This window comes from Klebsiella pneumoniae (assembly GCF_000742135.1).
Taxonomy (GTDB): Bacteria; Pseudomonadota; Gammaproteobacteria; order Enterobacterales; family Enterobacteriaceae; genus Klebsiella; species Klebsiella pneumoniae.
In genome coordinates, this window is sequence record NZ_KN046818.1 from 1,466,328 (window position 1) to 1,490,753 (window position 24,426).

Annotated in this window: 23 protein-coding genes; 14 read left to right on the plus strand and 9 right to left on the minus strand. The window is 57.0% G+C overall.

Going from position 1 to position 24,426, the window contains the following annotated elements:
- Window positions 1–29: 29 nt before the first annotated feature.
- Genes gsiB through gsiD form a run of 3 tightly spaced genes read left to right on the plus strand, consistent with a single transcriptional unit; the run spans window position 30 to window position 3,451 of the window.
- Window positions 30–1,571, plus strand: coding sequence for a glutathione ABC transporter substrate-binding protein GsiB (gene gsiB / locus DR88_RS18160; protein WP_004147728.1), 1,542 nt, complete (start codon window positions 30–32; stop codon window positions 1,569–1,571).
- A gap of 46 nt (window positions 1,572–1,617) precedes the next feature.
- Entirely contained in the window at window positions 1,618–2,538 is a 921-nt protein-coding gene (gene gsiC, locus DR88_RS18155) for a glutathione ABC transporter permease GsiC (RefSeq protein WP_002892997.1), read from the plus strand.
- 1 nt (window position 2,539) lies between these two features.
- The gene (gene gsiD / locus DR88_RS18150) at window positions 2,540–3,451 is read left to right on the plus strand and encodes a glutathione ABC transporter permease GsiD (RefSeq protein ID WP_004147729.1); all 912 of its coding nucleotides are present in this window, start codon (window positions 2,540–2,542) and stop codon (window positions 3,449–3,451) included.
- A 403-nt stretch (window positions 3,452–3,854) separates the two neighbouring features.
- Here the strand turns inward: gsiD and rimO are convergent, their stop codons facing one another.
- Entirely contained in the window at window positions 3,855–5,180 is a 1,326-nt protein-coding gene (gene rimO / locus DR88_RS18145; protein ID WP_004141985.1) for a 30S ribosomal protein S12 methylthiotransferase RimO, read from the minus strand.
- 232 nt (window positions 5,181–5,412) lie between these two features.
- The gene (locus DR88_RS18140) at window positions 5,413–6,654 is read right to left on the minus strand and encodes an oligosaccharide MFS transporter (RefSeq protein ID WP_004147732.1); all 1,242 of its coding nucleotides are present in this window, start codon (window positions 6,652–6,654) and stop codon (window positions 5,413–5,415) included.
- A 378-nt stretch (window positions 6,655–7,032) separates the two neighbouring features.
- Between DR88_RS18140 and bssR the strand changes: the two genes are divergently transcribed.
- Entirely contained in the window at window positions 7,033–7,416 is a 384-nt protein-coding gene (gene bssR / locus DR88_RS18135) for a biofilm formation regulator BssR (protein ID WP_004151712.1), read from the plus strand.
- A gap of 115 nt (window positions 7,417–7,531) precedes the next feature.
- A complete protein-coding gene (locus DR88_RS18130; protein WP_004141981.1) occupies window positions 7,532–8,641 on the plus strand; it encodes a PQQ-dependent sugar dehydrogenase in 1,110 nt (369 codons plus the stop codon).
- Between the two features lie 2 nt (window positions 8,642–8,643).
- On the opposite strand, the gene DR88_RS18125 is transcribed toward DR88_RS18130, so the two are convergent.
- Complete coding sequence (locus DR88_RS18125; RefSeq protein WP_004176727.1) at window positions 8,644–9,270, minus strand: glutathione S-transferase family protein; 627 nt, start codon at window positions 9,268–9,270, stop codon at window positions 8,644–8,646.
- A gap of 1,530 nt (window positions 9,271–10,800) precedes the next feature.
- On the opposite strand from DR88_RS18125, the gene DR88_RS30480 reads away from it, so the two are divergent.
- Together DR88_RS30480 and dacC are read left to right on the plus strand one after the other, a co-directional pair.
- Entirely contained in the window at window positions 10,801–10,929 is a 129-nt protein-coding gene (locus tag DR88_RS30480; protein WP_032443819.1) for a hypothetical protein, read from the plus strand.
- A gap of 651 nt (window positions 10,930–11,580) precedes the next feature.
- Window positions 11,581–12,783 carry a serine-type D-Ala-D-Ala carboxypeptidase gene (gene dacC, locus DR88_RS18120; RefSeq protein ID WP_004893232.1) on the plus strand — a complete coding sequence of 401 codons (1,203 nt, stop codon included), beginning with the start codon at window positions 11,581–11,583 and terminating at the stop codon, window positions 12,781–12,783.
- A gap of 38 nt (window positions 12,784–12,821) precedes the next feature.
- Here the strand turns inward: dacC and deoR are convergent, their stop codons facing one another.
- Together deoR and ybjG are read right to left on the minus strand one after the other, a co-directional pair.
- On the minus strand, window positions 12,822–13,580 hold the full coding sequence (gene deoR / locus DR88_RS18115; protein ID WP_004151717.1) for a DNA-binding transcriptional repressor DeoR: 759 nt from the start codon (window positions 13,578–13,580) through the stop codon (window positions 12,822–12,824).
- 101 nt (window positions 13,581–13,681) lie between these two features.
- The gene (ybjG, locus tag DR88_RS18110) at window positions 13,682–14,275 is read right to left on the minus strand and encodes an undecaprenyl-diphosphate phosphatase (protein ID WP_004183502.1); all 594 of its coding nucleotides are present in this window, start codon (window positions 14,273–14,275) and stop codon (window positions 13,682–13,684) included.
- Between the two features lie 327 nt (window positions 14,276–14,602).
- Between ybjG and kdeA the strand changes: the two genes are divergently transcribed.
- Window positions 14,603–15,835, plus strand: a complete 1,233-nt coding sequence (gene kdeA, locus DR88_RS18105) for a multidrug efflux MFS transporter KdeA (protein ID WP_004141972.1) — start codon at window positions 14,603–14,605, stop codon at window positions 15,833–15,835.
- A gap of 37 nt (window positions 15,836–15,872) precedes the next feature.
- Here the strand turns inward: kdeA and DR88_RS18100 are convergent, their stop codons facing one another.
- Window positions 15,873–16,685, minus strand: a complete 813-nt coding sequence (locus DR88_RS18100; protein ID WP_009308237.1) for a Cof-type HAD-IIB family hydrolase — start codon at window positions 16,683–16,685, stop codon at window positions 15,873–15,875.
- Complete coding sequence (locus tag DR88_RS18095) at window positions 16,685–17,887, minus strand: MFS transporter (RefSeq protein WP_004151719.1); 1,203 nt, start codon at window positions 17,885–17,887, stop codon at window positions 16,685–16,687. Before DR88_RS18095 ends, DR88_RS18100 begins: the two co-directional genes overlap by 1 nt.
- 82 nt (window positions 17,888–17,969) lie before the next feature.
- Between DR88_RS18095 and DR88_RS18090 the strand changes: the two genes are divergently transcribed.
- Window positions 17,970–18,533, plus strand: a complete 564-nt coding sequence (locus tag DR88_RS18090) for a TetR/AcrR family transcriptional regulator (protein WP_004141969.1) — start codon at window positions 17,970–17,972, stop codon at window positions 18,531–18,533.
- Between the two features lie 177 nt (window positions 18,534–18,710).
- On the opposite strand, the gene DR88_RS18085 is transcribed toward DR88_RS18090, so the two are convergent.
- On the minus strand, window positions 18,711–20,396 hold the full coding sequence (locus tag DR88_RS18085; protein ID WP_004147745.1) for an aspartate:alanine antiporter: 1,686 nt from the start codon (window positions 20,394–20,396) through the stop codon (window positions 18,711–18,713).
- 266 nt (window positions 20,397–20,662) lie between these two features.
- Here DR88_RS18085 and ybjM point away from each other — a divergent pair, with 266 nt between their 5' ends.
- Complete coding sequence (gene ybjM / locus DR88_RS18080; RefSeq protein WP_002896351.1) at window positions 20,663–21,046, plus strand: inner membrane protein YbjM; 384 nt, start codon at window positions 20,663–20,665, stop codon at window positions 21,044–21,046.
- 6 nt (window positions 21,047–21,052) lie between these two features.
- Here ybjM and DR88_RS18075 read toward each other — a convergent pair whose 3' ends face one another.
- Window positions 21,053–21,316: a GrxA family glutaredoxin gene (locus DR88_RS18075; RefSeq protein WP_002896352.1), complete on the minus strand. Its 264-nt coding sequence runs from the start codon at window positions 21,314–21,316 to the stop codon at window positions 21,053–21,055.
- 202 nt (window positions 21,317–21,518) lie between these two features.
- On the opposite strand from DR88_RS18075, the gene DR88_RS18070 reads away from it, so the two are divergent.
- The 4 genes from DR88_RS18070 to DR88_RS18055 all read left to right on the plus strand — a co-directional run bounded on the left by DR88_RS18070 (window position 21,519) and on the right by DR88_RS18055 (window position 24,097).
- Window positions 21,519–21,806 carry a YbjC family protein gene (locus DR88_RS18070; protein WP_025860907.1) on the plus strand — a complete coding sequence of 96 codons (288 nt, stop codon included), beginning with the start codon at window positions 21,519–21,521 and terminating at the stop codon, window positions 21,804–21,806.
- Window positions 21,790–22,512: a nitroreductase NfsA gene (gene nfsA / locus DR88_RS18065; protein ID WP_004179133.1), complete on the plus strand. Its 723-nt coding sequence runs from the start codon at window positions 21,790–21,792 to the stop codon at window positions 22,510–22,512. Before DR88_RS18070 ends, nfsA begins: the two co-directional genes overlap by 17 nt.
- A gap of 114 nt (window positions 22,513–22,626) precedes the next feature.
- Window positions 22,627–23,529: a 30S ribosomal protein S6--L-glutamate ligase gene (gene rimK, locus DR88_RS18060; protein ID WP_002896363.1), complete on the plus strand. Its 903-nt coding sequence runs from the start codon at window positions 22,627–22,629 to the stop codon at window positions 23,527–23,529.
- 88 nt (window positions 23,530–23,617) lie between these two features.
- Window positions 23,618–24,097 carry a type III secretion system chaperone family protein gene (locus tag DR88_RS18055; RefSeq protein ID WP_002896365.1) on the plus strand — a complete coding sequence of 160 codons (480 nt, stop codon included), beginning with the start codon at window positions 23,618–23,620 and terminating at the stop codon, window positions 24,095–24,097.
- The last annotated feature ends 329 nt before the right edge of the window (window positions 24,098–24,426 follow it).

The following is a 24,426-nucleotide window of genomic DNA, read 5'->3' on the forward strand; positions in this document are numbered from 1 at the left end:
CACATAACGCATCTTTTCAGGAGAACACGATGACACAACCTGTTTCACGCAAATGGTGGCTGGCGCTGAGTATCGCGGCAGCCCTGGCGAGCGCTCCCGCCTTTGCCGCCAAAGATGTGGTGGTGGCGGTCGGGTCTAACTTCACGACCCTCGACCCCTATGATGCCAACGATACTCTGTCGCAGGCGGTGGCGAAGTCCTTTTATCAAGGCCTGTTCGGCCTTGATAAAGAGATGAAGCTGCAAAACGTTCTTGCTGAGAGCTATACCGTGTCACCGGACGGCCTGGTGTACACCATTAAGCTGCACAGCGGGGTGAAATTCCAGGATGGCACTGACTTTAACGCCGAGGCGGTAAAGGCTAACCTCGATCGCGCGAGTAACCCGGATAACCATCTCAAGCGCTATAACCTGTATAAAAATATCGCCAGTACCGAGGCGGTCGATCCGACTACGGTCAAAATTACCCTGAAGCAGCCCTTCTCGGCGTTTATTAACATTCTCGCCCATCCGGCGACAGCGATGATTTCGCCGGCGGCGCTGAAAAAATATGGTAAGGATATCGGCTTCCACCCGGTGGGCACCGGGCCGTATAAGCTCGACACCTGGAACCAGACGGATTTTGTGAAGGTCAGCAAGTTCGATGGGTACTGGCAGCCGGGGCTGCCAAAGCTGGATTCTATCACCTGGCGTCCGGTGGTGGATAACAATACCCGGGCGGCGATGCTGCAGACCGGCGAGGCGCAGTTCGCCTTCCCGATCCCTTACGAACAGGCGCCGCTGCTGGCGAAAAACAGCAAACTGGAGCTGGTGGCCAGCCCGTCGATCATGCAGCGCTACATCAGCATGAACGTGACGCAGAAGCCGTTCGATAATCCGAAGGTACGGGAAGCCATCAACTATGCGATTAACCGTCAGGCGCTGGTGAAGGTAGCGTTCGCCGGATACGCCACCCCGGCGACCGGAGTGGTGCCGCCGTCGATCGCCTATGCCCAGACCTACCCCGCCTGGCCATACGATCCGGCGAAAGCGCGCCAGCTGCTGAAAGAGGCGGGCTACCCTAACGGTTTCAGCACCACGCTGTGGTCATCACATAATCACAGCACCGCGCAGAAAGTACTGCAGTTCACCCAGCAGCAGCTGGCGCAGGTGGGGATTAAGGCGCAGGTGACGGCGATGGACGCTGGTCAGCGGGCGGCGGAAGTGGAAGGTAAAGGGCAGAAAGAGAGCGGGGTACGGATGTTCTATACCGGCTGGTCCGCCTCCACCGGTGAAGCCGACTGGGCGCTGTCGCCGCTGTTCGCCTCGCAAAACTGGCCGCCGACGCTATTTAATACCGCGTTTTACAGCAACCCGCAGGTGGATAACGCGCTGAGCGAGGCGCTGAAAACCACCGATCCGCAACAGAAAACCAAACTCTATAAAGAGGCGCAGGATATTATCTGGAAAGAGTCGCCGTGGGTGCCGCTGGTGGTCGAGAAACTGGTCTCCGCCCACAGCAAGAACCTCACCGGTTTCTATATCCAGCCGGATACCGGCTTTAGCTTCGAACAGGCGGACCTGACGCCGTGATCATGTTCATCTTCATGCGTCCTCTCTCCCGGAATGGGAGGGAGCGATGCTGAATTATGTGATTAAGCGCCTGCTGGGCCTGATCCCCACTCTGCTTATCGTCGCGGTGCTGGTGTTTCTGTTCGTCCATATGCTGCCCGGTGACCCGGCGCGGCTGATTGCCGGACCTGAGGCCGATGCCCAGGTGGTGGCAATGGTGCGCCAGCAGCTGGGGCTTGACCAGCCGCTGCATGTCCAGTTCTGGCACTACATCACCAACGTGCTGCGCGGCGATTTTGGCATTTCCATGGCCTCGCGGCGTCCCGTTGCCAGTGAGATTGCCAGTCGCTTTATGCCCACGCTGTGGCTGACGCTGGCCAGCATGAGCTGGGCGGTACTGTTCGGGATGGCGGCGGGGATTGCGGCCGCGGTGTGGCGCAATCGCTGGCCCGACCGTCTGGGAATGGCGCTGGCGGTGAGCGGCATTTCGTTTCCGGCTTTTGCCCTTGGTATGCTGCTGATGCAGGTGTTTTCGGTTGAGCTGGGCTGGCTGCCGACGGTGGGGGCCGACAGCTGGCGGCACTATATTTTGCCGTCGTTGACCCTTGGCGCGGCGGTGGCGGCGGTCATGGCGCGCTTTACCCGCGCGTCATTCGTCGATGTGCTGCATGAAGACTATATGCGCACCGCCCGGGCGAAGGGGGTGAGCGAAACGCGGGTGGTGCTCAAGCATGGTCTGCGCAATGCGATGATCCCGGTGGTGACCATGATGGGGCTGCAGTTCGGCTTTCTGCTCGGCGGGTCGATCGTTGTGGAGAAGGTGTTTAACTGGCCGGGGCTTGGGCGCTTGCTGGTCGATTCGGTGGAGATGCGCGATTATCCGGTGATTCAGGCGGAAGTGCTGCTCTTTTCGCTGGAGTTTATTCTTATCAATTTAGTGGTGGATGTGCTGTACGCGGCCATAAACCCGGCTATCAGGTATAAGTAAGGTGCGATTGCTTAACTGGAGAAGGCAGGCGGCGCTGAACGCCATGCCGGGCATCAGACCCGGCGAGATCCATACCCCCTGGCATGAGTTCTGGCGGCGCTTTCGTCGCCAGCCGGTGGCGATGGGCGCTGGTATTTTCGTGCTGTTGCTGATTGCGGTAGCCATCGTTGCCCCATGGATAGCGCCGTACGATGCGGAAAATTATTTCGACTACGACCGACTGAACGAGGGACCTTCGCTGGTGCACTGGTTCGGAGTCGACTCCCTGGGACGGGATATTTTCAGCCGGGTGCTGGTCGGGGCGCAGATCTCGCTGGCCGCCGGGGTGCTGGCGGTGCTGATTGGCGCGGCCATCGGCACGGTGCTTGGGCTGCTGGCTGGCTACTATGAGGGCTGGTGGGACCGGCTCATTATGCGACTTTGCGACGTGTTGTTCGCCTTTCCGGGGATCCTGCTGGCGATCGCGGTGGTCGCCGTCATGGGCAGCGGGATGGCCAACGTGATCATCGCCGTGGCGATCTTCTCGATTCCGGCGTTTGCTCGTCTGGTGCGCGGCAATACGCTGGTTCTGAAGCAGCAGACCTTTATTGAATCGGCGCGCAGCATCGGCGCCAGTGATGCCACCATTCTGTTCAACCATATTCTGCCGGGGACGGTGTCATCGATCGTGGTTTATTTCACCATGCGCATTGGGGTATCGATTATTTCGGCGGCCAGTCTGTCGTTTCTCGGCCTCGGCGCGCAGCCGCCCACCCCGGAGTGGGGCGCGATGCTCAACGAAGCGCGGGCGGATATGGTGATGTCTCCGCACGTGGCGCTCTTTCCGGCGGTGGCGATTTTCGTGACCGTACTGGCGTTTAATCTGCTGGGAGATGGCCTGCGCGATGCGCTGGATCCGAAGTTAAAGGGGTAGGGTGAGGGAAAGCTCCGCCGGGAGTCCTTTATGTTATCTGCGGCTTCAGCGCACATTGCGCTTCCGGTTAATTTTCTGCGTTAGGTCTCTCATGGCGCAGGGAGCGGTGTGAGGCGGAAACGACCGCTGGACGGTTCCCTCTCCTCCCGGGAGAGGGCCAGGGTGAGGCGAAGCATCGCTGGAAAGTCCTTTATGTTATCTGTGGCTTCTGCGTAGTTTGCGCTCCCGGTTAATCGTCTGCGTTATGTCTCTTATGGCGCAGCAAAATAACGGCGCAACAGGGCTGCCTGGAAGGTAATCAATGCTTGCCCGTGGCGCTGCGCTTGCGCGGACCTGGGGGGTGAGCCTACGGGAGGACCCCGTAGGCTGGGGAATGCGCTAAGCCGCTATCCGGGAAGCTGGACTAGACCCGGGTACCCCAGAGGTCGTATTCGTCGGCGTGCTCGACTTTCACCCGCACCACGTCGCCCGGCTTAACGCGGGTTTCGCCGTTCAGGTACACCGCGCCGTCGATTTCCGGAGCGTCGGCCATGCTGCGGCCAATGGCGCCTTCTTCATCAACTTCATCTACCAGCACCAGGATTTCGCGCCCCACTTTTTCCTGCAGACGCTCGGCAGAGATCTGCTGCTGCAGCTGCATAAAGCGGTTCCAGCGCTCTTCTTTCACCTCTTCCGGCACCTGGTCCGCCAGCTCGTTGGCGGTAGCGCCTTCAACCGGGCTGTACTTGAAGCAGCCGACGCGGTCGAGACGCGCCTCTTTCAGGAAGTCGAGCAGCATCTGGAAATCTTCTTCCGTTTCGCCCGGGAAGCCCACAATAAAAGTGGAGCGCAGGGTCAGATCCGGGCAAATTTCACGCCACTGCTTAATGCGCGCCAGCTGACGGTCCGCAGAACCAGGACGCTTCATCAGCTTCAGAATACGCGGGCTGGCGTGCTGCAGCGGGATATCGAGGTACGGCAGAATCTTGCCTTCCGCCATCAGCGGGATCACATCGTCAACGTGCGGGTACGGATAGACATAGTGCAGGCGCACCCAGATGCCGAGCTTCGCCAGCTCTTCGCACAGACTGACCATGCTGGTCTTCACCGGCATACCGTTGTGGAAACCGGTGCGGTGCTTGACGTCGACGCCGTAGGCAGAGGTGTCCTGCGAAATCACCAGCAGCTCTTTCACGCCGGCGTCAGCGAGGCGTTTGGCTTCGGCCAGCACTTCGCCAATCGGACGGCTCACCAGATCGCCACGCATGGACGGGATGATGCAGAAGGTGCAGCGATGGTTGCAGCCTTCAGAAATTTTTAAGTAGGCGTAGTGGCGCGGCGTCAGCTTAACCCCCTGTTCCGGCACCAGGCTCAGGAACGGGTTGTGCTTCGGCTTCGGCGTATAATGGTGGACATGCTCCAGCACCTGCTCATAGCTGTGCGGACCGGTGATCTCCAGCACCTTCGGATGCACTTCGCGGATCTGATCCTCTTTCGCCCCGAGACAGCCGGTGACGATTACCTTGCCGTTCTCTTTCAACGCTTCGCCGATCGCTTCCAGCGATTCCTGCACAGCGCTATCAATAAAGCCGCAGGTGTTAACGATCACCATATCGGCGTTGTCGTAGGTCGGTACGACGTCATAACCTTCGGTGCGCAGTTCGGTCAGGATACGCTCTGAGTCCACGAGGTTTTTCGGGCAGCCCAGGGAGACGAAGCCGATTTTCGGCTGATGCGTGACATTGCTCATAGCTTAAAAAGTGTTCAATTATTGGAATGGTCAGGGCAGGAATTCTACAGATCTTTGCGAAAAAGAGTATAGCTCCGTCGCGGTTAATGGTGAAAAAGCGCCCCCGACCTGTCTTTTACGCCCCCCACCGCCAGAGCGGATCCCACACGCCCCGGAGCAGAGGGGCGGGACACGCTTCTGACAAGCCGTGCGCACAGGCGGCTCAAGCCCGGCGTGGCTGCCGGGCAGAGACTTATTGCGCCGGGTTAATGGCTGCGGAGGGCGTGGCGCCGGTTTTTTTCGGCTCGCGCTTATCCTGCAGCGTGAAAATAGAGATCAGGGTAAAGAGCCCGGCGACGCTGCCGAGAATCAGATAGGTGTTGGCGAAGCCAATGGTATCGTACAGATAGCCTGCCAGCGGAGAGTAAATGGCGGTGGCGATCGAGGCGACGAACAGCACCAGCAAATAGACCGTCGAAGAGAGCTTGTGGTCGAAGTTGGCGGCGATGAATTTAAAGACCGATACCAGAATCAACGGCTTCTCCAGAGCATGCATCATTTTCACCGCACCAATCCACACCGGGCCGAGGGGCACGGCTGAGCCGACAATACGTACCGACATGATCAGCCCGGCGATGATCAGCGCCCATTTGGCGCCGGTCCGGTTAACAAACCATGGCATCAGGCAGAGGAACAGGGTTTCACCGCAGACCTGAATAGACGCGAGGATCCCGTACCAGCGGTTGCCTTCCTCCGGCGTCGGGAACTGTAGCGAGAAGTACTGGGCAAACTGCTGATCGTAGGTGTCGTAAATCTGCGTGACGAACAGGGTAAAGAGCAGCAGCATCCAGAACTGACCATTCTTCGCCAGCTCAAGGGCATGAGAGACCTTCAGCGATTCGCTTCGCGCCACATCGGCGTCGGTTAATTCAATTTTGGTTAGCATAAAGCAGATGGCGGCGATGACAATGGCGAGGCTGGCGAGCCAGAAGGCCAGATTAGGATTGCTGTCGATATATTTACCCACAATCCAGGCCGCCGCTGCCCAGCCTAACGAGCCCCACATCCGCACACGACCATATTCGAACTGATAGCGCCGGGAAATCTTATCGATATAAGAGTCGATTACTCCGCAGCCGGAGTTAAAGATGATCCCCAGATAGATCCCTCCCAGCAAGGCGCCAAACCAAAAGTTGTGCACCAGCAGCGGCGCGTAAACGTAGATAAAGAAGGGGCCCACCGGCAGGAGCAGGGCGACCAGCAGCCAGATAAGCCGTTTTTTCAGGCCGAACTTGTCAGAGATAAAGCCGAAGAAAGGCTGCATCAGCAGGGCGATAAAGGCGTTGACCGAGTAAAGCAGCCCGGTCTTCGTGGCGCTGATGCCAAGATGCTGGGTGGTCCAGATAACGAAGAAAGCCATGGTCGACGACCAGGCGAACAGGTAGAGGAAATCGAAAAGACTCAACAGAAGGTAGTTTCTTTTACCGGACGTCATGTTTCAGTTCCTTGCAAATGGGCAGAGAGAATGTCAGCGATCCGCGGGCCGCGTTCGCTGTTTTCTTGACATGTTATACGTATTACATTAATTATTTGTTATGACATCCTAATTGACGATGGTGCAACAGGTCATATGAGGTATTGTGATCATTTCTGCACTAATTTTGTCTCTTATTGCCATTTTCTGTTTATTAATTTCAGATTGAAATTAATTGTGATCGTATAACATTGTTTTTGTCATACACCCTACAATGCGTTAAAGTTGCCACATTGTAAATGATGTTAAAGAACTGGGGATTATTGACCTGGCGCATCATTTTGCACAAAAAATAACCGTATTATGGAAAGGGTAAAGGACGACAGAGGAGGAACCGTGATGACCGTTGACAGACTATACCGCCACCTTCTGCAGAAGCTTATTAACGCCAATATCGATATTGACGCCTATCTGCAACTGCGAAAGGCCAAAGGCTACATGTCAGTCAGCGAAAATGACCATCTGCGTGATAACTTGTTTGAGCTTTGCCGTGAAATGCGTGCGCAGGCGCCGCGCCTGCAGAATGCCATTTCACCGGAGGAGAGGGATGTCCTTCGCCTGGCCGGCGAATCGGTCGCCGCCGCTGCACTATGCCTGATGAGCGGGCATCATGATTGTCCGCTATACATCGCTGTTAACGTAGAGAAGCTAGAACGCTGTCTGACAGGATTGACCTCAAATATTCATAAATTGAATAAATTGGCGCCAATCACTCATGCCTGATCGGCTGAAACCCAGGGGAAGTGAACGCTTCCCCTGTTAAAGGTTATGTAAAAATCCCCGCGCAAATTTCCCCGCTGGCTACCCTTTAGCCCAGAGCTGACGAAAGGAGAATGCCATGCGTCCGATCCCACTGCTGTTGATATTGAGCGCCTTAGCGCTACCAGCCCTGAGCCAGGCCGCGGTGCGGGTGGAGGTATTGCAAAACCGGCTGGCCCAGCCGTGGGGCATGGCCTTTCTGCCTGACGATCAGGGCATACTGATCACCCTGCGCGGCGGCGAGCTCAAGCGCTGGCAGCCGGGCAAAGGTCTGTCGGCGCCGATAGCCGGCGTGCCGCAGGTATGGGCCAACGGCCAGGGTGGCCTACTGGACGTGGCGCTGGCCCCGGATTTCGCCCAGTCGCGGCGGGTGTGGCTGAGCTATGCGGAAAGCGACGCCAGCGGTAAGGCGGGCACCGCGGTGGGCTATGGGCGGTTGAGCGAGGATGCCACGCAGCTGACGAACTTTACCGTGGTCTTTCGCCAGCAGCCGAAGCTCTCCGTCGGCAATCATTTTGGCGGCAGGCTGGTGTTCGACGGCAAAGGATATTTGTTTATCGGGCTGGGCGAAAATAATCAGCGCGCCACCGCCCAGGATCTCAGCAAGCTGCAGGGGAAAGTGGTCCGCCTGACGGAGACCGGAGGTGTACCGCCGGATAACCCTTTTGTCGGCCGGGCTGACGCCAGGCCGGAGATCTGGGCTTACGGCATCCGTAATCCGCAGGGCATGGCGATGAATCCCTGGAGCGAGGCGCTGTGGCTGAACGAGCATGGCCCGCGCGGCGGAGATGAAATTAATATTCCGCAGGCGGGGAAAAATTACGGCTGGCCGCTGGCGACGCACGGTATTAACTACAGCGGCCTGCCCATTCCGGAAGCAAAAGGCAAAACGGTTCCGGGGACCGAACCTCCCCTGTATGTCTGGCCGGTCTCTCCCGGGGTGAGCGGGATGGCCTTTTATTCGGCGCCGACCTTTCCCCAGTGGCAGCATAAGCTGTTTATCGGCGCGCTGAAGGAGACATCGCTGATTGTCCTGGCGGTGGACGGTAATCAGGTCCGCGAGGAGGGGAGATTACTGGAGGCGCGCGGAAAACGCATCCGCGATGTTCGCGTGGGACCCGACGGCTATCTGTACGTTTTAACCGACGAGTCTAACGGCGAGCTATTACGGTTGAGTCCCGAGGCTTAGCCTCAGGTCACCGGGATCTGCACTACTTCGCGCCAGGCAGGACGTTGGCTAATCTGCTGATACCAGCGCTGCAGATGGGGCCGCGGTTGCCAGCTGTCGAGGATCGACAACAGATTGTAGACGAAGGGAGCGACGGCAATATCGCCAAGGCCGAACTGCTCGCCGGAGAGCCACGGCGTTTTGGCCAGTTCGTCATCCAGCATGGCGAACAGCGCTTCGCAGGCGCTGATCCCCGCGGCGATGGCCGCCGGGTCGCGCTGCTCCGGCGGCGTTCTCACCAGGCCCATTAATACCGGGCGATGGGCGGGAGAGAGGGTGCCGTTGGACCAATCCATCCACTTTTCCCCTTGCGCGCGCTGCGCCGGCGCGGCCAGCCACAGACGGTCAACGCCATACTGGGCCGCCAGGTAGCGAATAATCGTATTTGATTCCCACAATACCACCCCGGTGGCATCGTCCTTTAACAACGGCACCAGCCCGTTCGGGTTCATCGCCAGATATTCCGGGTCATGATTGAGACCAAACTCCAGCCCGGCGAGGATCTGCTGATAAGGCAGATCCAGCTCCTCCAGCACCCAGCGTACTTTCTTCACGTTGGTCGAGTTATTACGTCCCCACAGTGTAATCATTTTCGCTCCTGAGTTTGTTTCACTGCCGTTGCAGCGCGATCGGCGATCATGTTGGGATAAAGTTAAAAATCCGGCAAGCTTTTTTATTTGGCTGTTATTAAAGGTTTTTATGCTTACTCCCTTCAGCCAGGGGCACTCCTGGGTCACAGGGCCCGGAAAGTGTTTTTACTATTTTACAGGAGTAATATCTATAGGGTGTTACGCTACGAAGGAAAGGGCGTGATCATGGTGTATCTTATTGATAATTAAAGCTTTAAATCATGCACGCATCTATAAAAACGCTCCCTCTCCGTCTCGGTTAAAATCTCAATGTCGCCTGAGGGTATAATTTGATGCTGATTATTGCATCGCAATCATCTGAGGAACACAGGTTAATATTAATAAATAGAAAGTCGGTGAAAGAATTATTTTTTTACAGGGATGAACTGTTGTTTTTATCGATCGGATATACATCTTTTTCATCCCACCCAGAAAAAATAGACCATGAGAGGCGCCGACTGGCTGGAAGATATTCTGAAAAATAGCAAAAAAAACCCAGTGTCTGGCACTGGGGAGTAAATTTACTCAGGGTTGCATGCTGTTCTCAAGATAATATTCGAGTCTCGAAGTATGGGTTAACCAAAGGTAACCATCAACTTCCATACAGACTACATGGGAAATATACTGTATTAAATAACCAGGAATCCACCCTTACTTTTGTGCTATTTATCTTACCTGGGTAATCACTGCGGGGGTAAGTGGTATATAATGCAATAATCAGTATTTGAATCTGTAGCGTTAAACGAGCAGAGCCTGGTAGAGGACTTTACTTTCCCGGAAGGATTTGAAAAAGGCGGTTAAAATGAATGACTGATAAGGATGGCCAGCATACTATCGCGGTGCTATCAAAACATCCCTGCAAAACGAAATAGGGATAAAAGAAGCACTGGCGAACTGCAGTCTGGAAGAGCGAGTCGTAGAGCTCGATATGGCATCGGACGAGAAGGGTAGGAGATTACCCGGGAAGAGATGTTAATCTTTTCATCAAACCGGCGTGATTAATAACGGGCAACAGAATCAGAGCGGCTCGGGGTTTTGAGAGCAATACTTCTGTAAAGGCCACGGCTGTGGATGCGCTGTTATGAATGTATTTGTAAAATTTATCACCATCCAGAGTCGCCTTGAAAAAAAAAGCCCAGCGACAGGCTGGGGTGTAATTACACGCATAAAGGGATATGCCATTTTCAACACAATATGCGAATCTTAATTTATGGAATAACTGCGGGTGAGCTACCCGCTTCCATAAAGATTGCAGGGGAAACTATACTGTATTTAATGACCAGGAATCCATCCTTATCGATGTGCTATTTTTCTTACTTGTGTAATACGGAAAGTGAAAATAGCCCGATAAACTATCTTTTACCGATATGCCGACTAAAACAGGAAAGCCGTCTGCCTGCTTATCCAGTGGGCGAATAATTCATATCATTAGCGGGAGGCTCTCCCTTCCTGACCTCAATTCCTGATGGTGGCGTATAGGGGGATAGCTGATTGATATGCTTTATCAAGGATATTGCGCCTCCATCGGCGGAATGCTGTGGCAATCGAAGCCCTGCTGAACATGGCGATCGGGCAGGCCCGATGGAGAGAAAAGTGCGGGCGTTGTTGCTAATTTCCTGAGACGGGCGTAATGACCGTCTCAAGCATACCCCGGGAATTCTCAACTGCATTTCAGGCGTAAATAGGGCCTACAGAACCTTCAGGTTTATATATAAGCGTCTGAGACTTCTACAGCAGCAAGCCAGATGTGGTTATTGTGAGTTCGGAAGTTGAACTGGGCCTCATGGAATGCAACCGGGCCGACATTTTGAGTTTTGTGAAGGGTATCAGCAGTAACAACCATCCCCGGTTCTCAGGTGAAGGGGGTAGGGGCGAGGCGACTGGATATCACTGGCCAGGCTTTCGCTTACCCCACACGCCCCGCCATAATGTGAATCTATGACCAGGCAAACCACAATGAAAGACACGCTTGCGACGTCTCTTTAGTAGCATTTTTCCCGAAGAGAAGTGAGCTATGTCATTGAAATTTCGGTGACTAATTGGTTTTGAAAGGCGATTTTTTTCTTGCCATAATAAAGTTAACATTAAGGCGATTACGATCAAAAAAATTGTTCTGATTAAAGCACAGCGGCATGTTATTGCGTAAACTTTAAAAACTTTACCAACTCGCTGTTTCTTTAAGGTCATTTGTACGCTTTACTCACCGGTTGCTGCGGCGCGGTCAGAGTGGCGCGGCATATTTTGTTTGGAAAGGATACTTGGGTGGCTCTTATGATGCATGACGCTTTTTCCCTTCGCGGCCTCGCGGCAGGTTGCGCGCTGTTATTTCTTGTCGCACCTGCGGTGCAGGCTGCGGAACAACTCCCCGACGCCCCTTCAATTGACGCTCGCGCCTGGATCCTGATGGACTATGCCAGCGGGAAGGTGCTCAGCGAAGGCAATGCCGATGAAAAACTCGACCCGGCCAGTCTGACGAAGATCATGACCAGCTACGTGGTAGGGCAGGCAATAAAAGCAGGAAAAATCAAACTGACCGATATGGTGACCGTTGGGCGCGATGCCTGGGCGACCGGCAACCCGGCGCTGCGCGGCTCATCGGTGATGTTCCTCAAGCCTGGCATGCAGGTTTCCGTAGAAGATCTGAACAAAGGGGTCATCATTCAGTCCGGTAACGACGCCAGCATTGCGATTGCTGACTACGTAGCGGGCAGCCAGGACGCTTTCGTTAGCCTGATGAACGGCTACGCCAAAAAAATGGGGCTGACCAACACCACCTTTATGACCGTCCACGGCCTTGACGCGCCGGGGCAGTTCAGCACCGCCCGCGATATGGCGCTGCTGACCAAAGCGATGATCCACGACGTACCGGAAGAGTATGCGGTACATAAAGAGAAAGAGTTCACTTTCAATAAAATTCGCCAGCCGAACCGCAACCGCCTGCTGTGGAGCAGCAACCTCAACGCCGATGGCGTGAAAACCGGGACCACCGCCGGGGCCGGCTATAACCTCGTCTCCTCGGCCACTCAGGGTGATATGCGTTTGATCGCCGTGGTGCTGGGGACCAAAACCGACCGCATTCGCTTTAACGAGTCAGAAAAACTGCTGACCTGGGGCTTCCGCTTCTTTGAAACCGTGACGCCGATTAAACCAGATGCCACCTTCGTTACCCAGCGCGTGTGGTTTGGCGATAGCAATGAAGCGAAACTGGGGGCTGGCGAGGCGGGCTCTATCACTTTGCCGAAGGGCCAACTGAAAAACCTGAAAGCCAGCTATACCTTAAATCAGCCGCAGCTTACCGCGCCGCTGGAGAAGGGGCAGGTGGTCGGGACTATCGACTTTAAGCTAAATGATAAAACCATTGAACAGCGTCCGCTGATTGTCATGGAGCCGGTAAAAGAGGGCGGCTTCTTCAGCCGGATGATCGACTTCGTGCTGATGAAACTGCACGGCTGGTTCGGCAGCTGGTTCTCCTGATGCCTGCCCGCGCCCTGCGGGGCGCGGGCAGCGACGCTTCAATACAGTAGGGAAATCTGCTGCGCCTTCGCCAGCGCGACCAGCTCATCATCCGGGCAGATATCGCTGGCGATCACGTCAAATTTCGCTAACGCCCCCATGCGCGCCGGACGCACTTTGCCAAACTTGCTGTGGTCGACCACCAGCACGTGATAGCGCGCGTGACGCATCGCCCAGTGCTTAACCGGCAGCTCTTCCAGGTTATAGCAGGTCGCCCCCTGCTCGCAGTCGATCCCCGCCGCCGAGTAAAAGGCGATATCAGGGCTCAGATGGCTGAGGGTATCCTCAAGGCTCAGCGGCATAAAAATCGCGTTGCTGGCATGAAACTCCCCACCGCACAGGACCGCGCGGCACTGGGGTTTTTCCTGCAGGGCCAGAAAGGTGTTCAGGGAGTAGCAGACGCCGGTGAAGGGCAGGGCATCGTCAATGGCGTCAATAATCCACGGCGTGGTGGTCCCGCAGTCGAAGAAGGCCATCTGATGGGCCTCCAGCAGCGCGGCCGCATGGCGAGCGGCACGGCGTTTTTCCTCGACCAGCCGGGTTTTTTGATCGCTGAGCAGGTAATGGGTGGCGCTGCGCGGCTCCAGCACAATGTATCCGCCGAGCAGCACAACCGGGCCGCTGTGGCCATTGAGGTCGCGACGAATGGTCATTTCCGACACCCCAAGCAGGGAAGCGGCTTCTTTCAGATGCAGCTTATCGCTGCGTTTAAGTGCCTGAATGAGCTGACTGATACGTTCGTCACGGCGAGTTTCCATATTCCCTCTGCGCTAAAATCGCCCTGCGGGGGCAGGGCGTTAGCGGGATTTTACCTGTCGCTTGCGGGTTAGTCACGCGGTGGCCGCAGCGACGGCGGCGTTTAGCCGCGCACCCAACCTTTGCGGATTGGCAAGGAGAAGCAGAGACGATACAGCCGCTGCAGCTGATGGTATAGCGCCGGGCCGAACGTATGCCAGATCAGCGCCGCGCCAAGGCAGCCGCACATCCCGGCCAGCAGCCCGCCGACCATATCCAGCGGCCAGTGCACGCCGAGATAGACACGGGACCAGGCGATGGCGGCGGCAATGGCCATCAGCAGGGCGCCGGACCACAGGCGATGCCAGAACAGGAAGGCCAGGGCAAAGGTAAAGCTGACGGTGCCATGGTCGCTGGGGAAGGAGTCGTCCGCCGCGTGGTGCAGGAAGTTATAGCCTACGCCGGCGACAAACGGCCGATCGTGCGGATAGAGGTGGCCGATCGCCCACGACACGGTCAGGCTGATCGTCAGCGCCAGCATCAGCTTAAACACCATCTGCCGCTGGGCAGGCCCCCACAGCCACAATGTCACCACCAGCAGAGGTACGATCAGAATCAGATCTTTAGCGATGAAGATCGCCATCTCAATGGCCCACTGCGGCGAGGCAGGCGTCGCGTTGAGCAGGGCGAACAGCGCATAGTTAATTTTTTCCAGCATAGACTTCCAGGCTCGTTGGTCCGATAGCAATTAAGCCGCCTACCCTAAATAAAAGCGGTGCGGAGTTAAAGGCGGCATTGTCTTAAAGATCAGGTTGTTATGAAATCCACTACCATAAAGTCTACGGCTAACAGCCTGAAAAACGTCAGTATATCGTTTGTCACATTGCTGAAACATAAACGGAATATATACACAGGCTGAATAACAGGGGAGAGGCAGGACGATGGCGCACGGCTCGTAATATTGTGCGGTGTCACCCACAATTCACTATCTCCGCGCCGGGAGTTTCATTACACTTTGCGCGATTTTTGATAGATAAGAGATTTCATGCAAAATTATTCGCTTTCAGGCCGCCGCCTCGGAAGGCAGGCGCTGTTGTTCCCGTTATGTCTGGTGCTGTACGAGTTTTCCACTTATATCGGCAACGATATGATTCAGCCGGGCATGTTAGCCGTGGTGCAGGAATTTCAGGTGGGCAACGAATGGGTACCTACCTCAATGACTGCCTATCTGGCAGGCGGCATGTTTTTACAGTGGCTGCTGGGGCCGCTGTCGGATCGTATTGGCCGCCGTCCGGTGATGTTGACCGGCGTAGTATGGTTCATCGTCACCTGCCTGGCGACGCTGCTGGCGCAGACCATTGAGCAGTTTACCCTGCTGCGCTTCCTGCAGGGGATCAGCCTGTGCTTTATCGGCGCGGTGGGCTATGCGGCGATACAGGAGTCCTTTGAGGAGGCGGTGTGTATCAAAATCACCGCCCTGATGGCTAACGTGGCGCTGATAGCCCCGCTGCTGGGGCCGCTGGTGGGCGCCGCCTGGGTGCATATCCTGCCGTGGGAGATGATGTTTGTCCTGTTCGCCGTGCTGGCGGCCATCTCGTTCTTCGGCCTGCAGCGGGCGATGCCGGAGACCGCGACGCGGCTGGGCGAAAAGCTGTCGGTGAAAGAGCTGGGCCGCGACTATCGGCTGGTGCTGAAGAACCTGCGCTTCGTCGCCGGCGCGCTGGCCACCGGCTTTGTCAGCCTGCCGCTGCTGGCGTGGATTGCCCAGTCGCCGGTGATTATTATCAGCGGCGAACAGGCCACCAGCTATGAGTACGGCATGCTGCAGGTGCCGATTTTCGGGGCGCTGATTGCCGGCAACCTGGTGCTGGCGCGCCTGACTGCGCGCCGGACCGTGCGCTCGCTGATTATCATGGGCGGTTGGCCGATCATGTTTGGCCTGATCCTCTCTGCGGCGGCGACCGTGGTCTCTTCCCACGCTTATCTGTGGATGACGGCCGGTCTGAGCTTCTACGCCTTCGGGATTGGCCTCGCGAACGCCGGCCTGGTGCGTTTAACCCTGTTCGCCAGCGAGATGAGTAAAGGCACGGTCTCGGCGGCGATGGGAATGCTGCAGATGCTGATCTTCACCGTCGGCATCGAGCTCAGCAAACATGCTTACGAGCTGGGCGGCAACGGGCTGTTCAGCCTGTTTAACCTGCTGGGTGGGGTACTATGGCTGGGGCTGATGATTTACTTTCTGAAAGATAAAAGCGTCGGCAATTCGCAGCAGGGGTAGTTGTTTTCAACCCGGATGCGCTCGCATCCGGGTCTTATCAGGCGAACGGCACTTCGCGATCCAACACCTTATCAATAATCTGCAGGACACCTTCTTCGTTGTTATGCGGCGCCTGATAGCGGGCGACGGCTTTGACGTCTTCCCGGGCGTTGGCCATGGCAAAGCCAAACCCGGCGTGCTGCAGCATTTCGATATCGTTGCCGCTGTCGCCGAACGCCACTACCTCGTGATCCTCAATGCCCCAGCGCTGCTGCAAAATGCGCAGCCCGTTGGCTTTGTGCACACCCGGGATAATTAAGTCGATGCTGCCGTAGCCGGTGGCCACCGCGGTGACCATGTCCCCCAGCGCCGCGTGCAGCTTCGGCTGAATTTCCGGGATCAGGCTGTCTGGCACGTTGAGACCAAATTTGAGGATGGTGTCATCGAGATGGTTAAAATCATCCACCAGTTCAAGGCGGTGATAATACTTCGCCGCCACCGTCTTCAGCGCGTCGTTGTAGCGATTGAGGGTGTAGGCGCTGCGCTTCCCGCAGGCGATGATTTCGATATTCGGCAACGTCTGCAGATGGTCGACCACGGCGTTGAAGTGGTGAACCGGCAGTTGGCAGTTGAAGACGTCTTCATTGCCGCTCACCACCCAGCCGCCGTTTTCCGCCACGAAGGCGATCTGATGGGCGATCTCCGGGAAAAAGGAGATCAGCTGATAATATTGGTTGCCGCTGGCGACCACGAAGCGAATATTCTGTTCGCGCATTCGCTGGTACTGGGCGAGGAAGCGCGGCCGGTTGTAAGTTTTGGCATCGCTTAAAAAGGTGCCGTCCATATCCACCGCAATCAGTTTGATGCTCATTAGCTGTTCTCCATAACGGGTTCAGATTGTGGCTTAGCCACCGCGCGGGCGACCAGCGCCGCCACCATCACCAGACCCAGCACCACCATCATGGCGCTGCGCAGGCCGAAGTGTTCGCCGAGGAAACCCAGCAGCGGCGGCCCGACGAGGAAAGCGAGATAGCCGGTGATCGCCACCACGCTGACGCGCTTGGGCGCGTCCGGCCCGGTATCGCTGGCGGCGGAGATGGTCAGCGGGAAGCCGAGCGAGGCGCCAATGCCCCACAGCAGCACCGAGATGCCCGCCACCCAGGGGTTATCGACGAAGATGATCAGGCCTATGCCGAGGGCGCCCATCACTGCGCTGCCGCGGACCACCGCCACCCGGCTGTAGCGATCGATAAACCAGCCGCCGGTAAAGCGGCCCAGCGTCATGCCGAGGGTGAAACCGGCATATATCAGGGAGCCGGAGGTGGGGCTAAAGCCGTGGCCATCCACCATCAGCAGCGGCAGCCAGTCGTTGGCCGAGCCTTCGGCAAAGGCCATCGCCAGGACAATGACGCCGATCAGCAGCAGCTGCGCGTCGCGCCACACCGGCAGACCTTTCGCCTCACCGTGGGCGACTTCGGCGGCATTTTTACCGGTGCCGTCGGGAATGGCGCGGATAGCAATGGCGATGGGCAGGATAGCCACCAGCGCAGCCGCCAGGATGTGCGGGGCGGCCGGCAGACCGAATCCGGTCACTGCCATGCCCACCCCGGCGCCGAACAGGGTGCCAAAGCTGTAGAAGCCATGCATCATCGGCAGCACCGTTTTATTCATCTCCCGCTCGATCGCCGCGCCTTCGACGTTAATAGCGACCTCTGCAGAGCCGAAGCTGGCGCCGAAGATAGCCAGACCGAAGGCGAACAGCGGGGCGGAAGTGACCCACAGCGCCAGGCTGAGCACCAGCATGCCAAGCACGGCGAAGGACATGGTGGTGCGGATGACCTTGCGGGTACCAAAGCGCTTCACCAGCCACGCCGAGCAGAGAATACCGCTCATCGACCCCACCGACAGACCAAACAGCACCACGCCCATCTCTGCGGTGGATAGCGCCAACAGATCGCGGATCGCCGGCGTGCGGGTGGCCCAGGAGGCCATTAACAAGCCGGGGATGAAAAAGAACATAAACAGCGCCCATAGCCGAAGCTGTAGCGCTCTGCGCGAGGATTGCGTCGTCATCCGTAAACGCCTTAAAGGAGAAGAGTGAAGACAACAGTAGCAAGTATGTGTACATTTGTACATAAACCGGAAGAGGAAAATCATGGCCCGTAGACCAAACGATCCGCAGCGCCGCGAGCGCATCCTGCAGGCGACGCTGGATACCATCGCGGCGCACGGCATCCATGCGGTGACGCACCGTAAAATCGCCACCTGCGCGAATGTGCCGCTGGGATCGCTGACCTACTATTTCAGCGGCATTGAGGCGTTAATTGAGGAGGCGTTCAGCCTGTTTACCGCCGAGATGTCGGCGCAGTATCAGCAAGGCTTCGTCGGGGTAACGAACCGGGAACAAGCCTGCGATGCCATCGCGGATCTGATCTTCAGCGCCCAGGTGACCACGGCGCGCAATATGGAGCTGATGTACCAGCTGTACGCGTTCTGCAGCAGTCAGCCGGCGCTGAAGGCGGTGATGCAGAACTGGATGCGGCGCAGCCAGCAGACGCTGGAGCAGTGGTTCGCCCCCGATACCGCCCGCGGCCTCGACGCCTTTATTGAAGGGATGACCTTGCACTTTGTCACCGACCGCGCGCCGCTGTCGAAGGCGGCAATCCGCATGATGGTCGGGCAGCTGGCGGGGGAGAGGGCGCAGGAAGAGGGGCGCTGAAGCGGCGTTTCACCCGGAATGGCTAAACGCAGGCAACAAAAAACCCATCAACCTTGAACCGAAGTGGCGGGGTTGATGGGCTCCACAAAATGGGGACATCAAAGAAAAGCAGTGGCATTACTTATGACTGATGCCCTGAGAAAAAGTTCTGCCTGTGACGGCTTTTTTCTCAAAAAATTATTGTAGCCCTGGCCAGATGATCACGATGAGCGTCCCGGCAAGGGTAAGCAGCACGTTGGCGATGGCGTAGGTGCCTGCGTAGCCGAGCGCTGGAATATTGCTGCGCGCGGTATCGCTGATGATCTCCATCGCCGGGGCGCAGGTGCGGGCCCCCATCATGGCGCCGAACAGCATCGCCCGGTTCATGCGCAGCACGTAGGCGCCGAACAGGAAGCAGATCACCACCGGCACCAGGCTGACGATAAGCCCTGCCGCCAGCATCTGGCCGCCGACGGCGCCCAGCCCGTTATTGATCCCGGCCCCGGCGCTGAGACCGACCCCGGCCATAAACACCATCAGACCAAACTCTTTCACCATGTTCAGCGCCCCCTGCGGGATATAGCCGAAGGTTGGGTGGTTGGCGCGGAGGAAGCCAAGCATGATGCCGGCGAACAGCAGGCCGGCGGCGTTGCCGATGCCGAAGCTGAAGGAGCTGAACTGGAAGGTGATCATGCCGATCATCAGGCCAACGATAAAGAAGGCGCAGAAGGCCAGCAGATCGGTCACCTGGCTGTGAATGGAGATAAAGCCGATGCGGTCGGCCACGGTTTTTACGCGGCGGGCGTCGCCGCTGACCTGCAGCACGTCGCCTTTGTTCAGTACGACGTTATCGTCGATAGGCATCTCGATCTGGCTGCGAATAACCCGGTTTAAGAAGCAGCCGTGGTCGGTAAGCTTGAGCTGCGCCAGGCGGCGGCCGACGGCGTTGTGGTTTTTGACCACAATCTCTTCAGTGACGATGCGCATGTCGAGCAGATCGCGGTCGAACACCTCTTTACCGTTGCGGAAGCTCGGGTCGAGGCGGGCGTGGGCGTCCGGGTAACCCACCAGCGCAATATCGTCACCCATCTGCAGCACCGCGTCGCCGTCCGGGTTGGCCAGAATGCCGTTGCGACGAATGCGTTCAATATAGCAGCCGGTCTGGCGGTAAATACCCAGTTCGCGCAGATTTTTGCCATCCGCCCAGGCCACCAGCTCCGGGCCGACGCGGTAGGCGCGGATCACCGGCAGGTAGACTTTACGTTTGGAATCGGTATCGAGGCCGCGCTCGCGGGCGATTTGCTGGGCGCTGGTCTGCAGATCCTGATGCTGCAGCTTGGGCATATAGCGGGCGCCGACGATCAGGCTCACCAGACCAACCAGATAGGTCAGGGCATAGCCGAGGCTCAGATGGTCAAGCGACTGCGCCAGCTGATCGCTGGGCAGGCCGAAATGGCGCAGGGTGTCGCCCGCGCCCACCAGCACCGGGGTGGAGGTCATGGCGCCTGCCAGCATACCGGCGGTGAGCCCGATATCCCAGCCGAACACTTTACCCAGCATCATGGCGATCAGCATCGCGCTGCCGACCATCACCAGCGCCAGCATCAGGTAGTTTTTCCCGTCGCGGAAAAAAATAGAAAAAAAGTTGGGCCCGGCTTCTACGCCAACGCAAAATATAAACAGCATAAAGCCGAGATTAAGGGCATCGGTGTTAATCGCGAAATGCTGCTGGCCTAATAATAGAGAAACGACTAAAACGCCAATGGAATTACCAAGCTGTACTGAGCCGAGACGCAGTTTTCCCAGGCATAGTCCTAATGCAAGTACAACGAATAATAACAGGATGTAATTCCCGTTTAACAAATCTGCGACGTTTATATTCACGAAAGCCAACTTCTCATTTACTAGTAAGTTGTTGAAGGAAATGGTTATTTGGTCTAAGGTTGCTCAGGCGTTCGCGTTGTCGCGAACCTATTCTGGCACCCTGTTATAACCAGCAAAAATATACCGCTAGTTTAATCCTTCCTGGATGCGGCGGCTAGTGACAATCGTTTTTAGGCTGGTAGGGGAGTTATTGGCATGGATTGCCGAAATGCTTTATCTGACTGGGCGACGTGGACGTGAGTTAGAGGCAACATCAGGAGGATACGGTGAAATCTGAGCGTAGTTGGGCCGGCATTATCTGTGGCTTCGTTCTGTTCATTGTGGTGTGCTTATCGTTGTTGTTACATATGAAAGGGGCATTTCGCGCCAGCGGCAACCCGGAGCTGGGCCTGCTCTTCTTTTTGCTGCCAGGGGCGGCGGCGAGCTGTCTCTCTCCCGGACGGCGGGTGCTGCGTCCTTTGCTCGGCGCGATACTGGCGGCGCCGGTCTGCATGGTGACGATGCGGCTGTTCTTCGTGACCCACCGGACGTTCTGGCAGGAGATGGCGTGGGTGTTGAGCGCCGTGTTCTGGTGCGCGCTTGGGGCATTGTGCTTTTTGTTTATCTGCGCCTGGCTTGATACCTGGCGCAGTCATTCATCGAGCAAATAAATTGACTCAGGCAAACAGGCCGAGATTCTCTTTTGCCCAGGCTTCAAAATCGGTGCAGCCGCCGATGTGTTTCTGGTCGACGAAAATCTGCGGCACGGTTTCAACCGGTTTGCCAACGGTTTTTTCCAGGTCAGCTTTGCTGATGCCTTCGGCATGAATATCCACGTAGCGGTAGTTGAAATCATCACGCTCGTTGGTCAGTTTTTCTGCCAGTTCTTTAGCGCGAACGCAGTAAGGGCAGCCTGGACGACCAAAAATAACGGTAAACATTGCTTCTCTCCTTAAACCTCAGCCGGATGGCGAATGGCGCTTATGATGCCTGGAACGGGCGGGGAGGGAAAGAAGGTTCTGCCTTTTACTTCGATGGTTTACGGCTATGTTTGATAAATGTCGGACTGTCAAAACCCGTATACTGGCCCGACGGCGCGGTGGAATTGGCTGGCGCGCCGCGTTTATCAACCGGAGAGGCGTGATGCGAAAATTTGCCCCATTGCCGAAAAGCATACTGCTGGTTGAGCTCCTCGGGATGGGGCTGTTAACCCTCGCCTGGCTCTCCCTTAACCAGTATGTCCAGCTGCCTGCGCCCATTGCCAGCCCGACCGCGGCGCTGGTGATGCTCTTTGCCGGGATCGTGCTGATGATCCCCGCCGCCCTCGTCGTGATGTGGCGGATGGCGCAGATCGTGGCCCCGCAGTTAACGCACTCTCCAAAGCCTGAATCCTTGTCTGACAGAGAAAAACGTAATGACGCCGACCATTGAGCTGCTGCGCAGCCACCGTTCCATCCGCCACTTCACCGATGCCCCCGTGAGCGACGAACAGCGCGCAGAGATTATCGCCAGCGCGCAAGCGGCATCTACCTCTAGTTTTTTACAGTGCACCTCCATCATCCGTATTACTGACCCGGCCCTGCGTGAACGTTTGGTCCCGCTGACCGGCGGCCAGCAGCACGTCGCCCAGGCGGCGGAGTTTTGGGTCTTCTGCGCCGACTTTAATCGCCACCTGCAGATCTGCCCGCAGGCGCAGCTGGGGCTGGCGGAACAGCTGCTGATCGGCGTTGTCGATACGGCGCTGCTGGCGCAAAACGCGTTGACCGCCGCCGAGTCCCTCGGACTAGGGGGCGTCTATATCGGCGGGTTGCGCAACAGCATTGAGGCCGTCACAGAGCTGCTGGAGCTGCCGCAGCACGTCCTGCCGCTGTTCGGTCTTTGCCTTGGCTGGCCGGCGGATAACCCGGATATCAAGCCGCGGATGCCGGCGGCCATGCTGGTGCATGAGAACCGCTATCAGCCGCTGGATAACGCGCTGCTGGCGGAGTATGACGAACAGCTGGCGCACTATTATCTGTCGCGCGGCAGCAACGCCCGCCGCGATACCTGGAGCGACCATATCCGGCGCACTATCGTGAAAGAGAGTCGTCCGTTTATTCTTGACTATCTGCATAAGCAGGGGTGGGCAACGCGCTGATTACGTGTACACTGCTGCTCCGGCCAGGTGATATCCGCCGCCGGCCGCAGGAAAGGTGAAAATGTGTTCGATAGCTGAGGCCCGCCAGAGCGGGTCTTTTCGCAGAGGTGCAGGATGAAAATTGCCATATTATCCCGGGATGGAACGCTTTATTCATGTCGGCGCCTGCGCGAAGCAGCGCAACAGCGCGGTCATCAGATCGAGATCCTCGATCCGCTTTCCTGTTATATGAACGTCAGCCCGGTGGCCTCGTCGATCCACTACAAAGGGCGTCAGCTGCCGCACTTTGATGCGGTGATCCCGCGCATTGGCTCGGCGATCACCTACTATGGCACCGCGGCCCTGCGCCAGTTTGAGCTCCTGGGAAGCTATCCGCTGAACGAATCGGTCGCTATTACCCGCGCTCGCGATAAGCTGCGCTCGCTGCAGCTGCTGGCGCGCCAGGGCATCGATCTGCCATTGACCGGCATCGCTCACTCTCCGGATGACACCAGCGATCTGATCGCCATGGTGGGCGGCGCGCCGCTGGTGGTGAAGCTGGTGGAAGGCACCCAGGGGATCGGCGTGGTGCTGGCGGAGACCCGCCAGGCGGCGGAGAGCGTGATCGACGCCTTTCGCGGACTGAACGCTCATATTCTGGTGCAGGAATACATTGCCGAAGCGAAAGGGTGCGATATCCGCTGCCTGGTGGTCGGCAATGAGGTGGTGGCGGCGATCGAGCGGCGGGCGAAAGAGGGGGATTTCCGCTCTAACCTGCACCGCGGCGGCATGGCCACGGTGGCGCAGATTAGCGACGAGGAGCGGGCCATTGCCATCAAGGCAACGCAAACTCTCGGGCTGGACGCCGCCGGTGTCGATATTTTACGCGCCGCCCGCGGGCCGCTGGTGATGGAGGTGAATGCCTCGCCGGGGCTGGAAGGGGTGGAAACCACCACCGGCGTGGATGTCGCCGGCAAGATGATCGCCTGGATCGAGCGCCAGGCGACGCCGGAATTCTGTTTGAAAATAGGCGGCTAACCGCCGGATGCAAGACGGCCATGGTATGCGGCGCTTTTTTTGCGTAAGCTATGGCGTCGTTTTTCCACTGTAAGAGGTCACAGGCACTATGGATTCACTGGTCGTTCCAGGTCTGGATACGCTACGTCGCTGGCTGGACGAGATCGGCATCAGCTTTTTTGAGTGCGATTCCTGTCAGGCATTGCACCTGCCGCATATGCAGAATTTCGACGGTATTTTTGATGCCAAAATTGACCTGGTGGACAACGTGGTGCTCTTTTCCGCCCTGGCGGAGGTGAAGCCGTCTGCCCTGCTGGCGCTGTCGGCGGATCTCTCGGCCATCAACGCCAGCTCGTTAACCGTGAAGGCGTTTATCGACATTCAGGACGATAATTTGCCCAAGCTAGTGGTTTGCCAGTCGCTGTCTATCGGCCCAGGGGTGACCATGGAGCAGTTCGCCTGGTTCTTCCGCCAAAGCGAAGAGCAGATCTCGATGGTAATCCTCGAAGCCGGCGCAAATCAGCTGCTGTACAAAGGCGAAGAAGAAGAGCCTGCGGCGGAAAACGTGCAATACCATTTTCTTCACTAAACCTGCCTAAAATTAGCGCAGCCACTACCGCAGCGGCTGCGTATTACCCGCTTTTATTCTGCATTTAACCTTTCTTTAAAGCATTATTCACCGCCATTCAGGCCGTTTTGGCTTATCACGTAGACCGTTATTGCATAAAAATTTGATAAAAGGCGTTTTTTTACCTGGGCTATAGCCTCTTATTCTGGCTACAGTTATTCTGGCGATGCTTCCAGTTGCGAGCAACCACTCCGGGAGAGATCCGCTCTCCTTTTCTCAGGCAATGAAAAAATATGCATGATTTTTGCATGCGTAGAAATGCGTATATTTGAGCCCGTAAGTTAACGGGC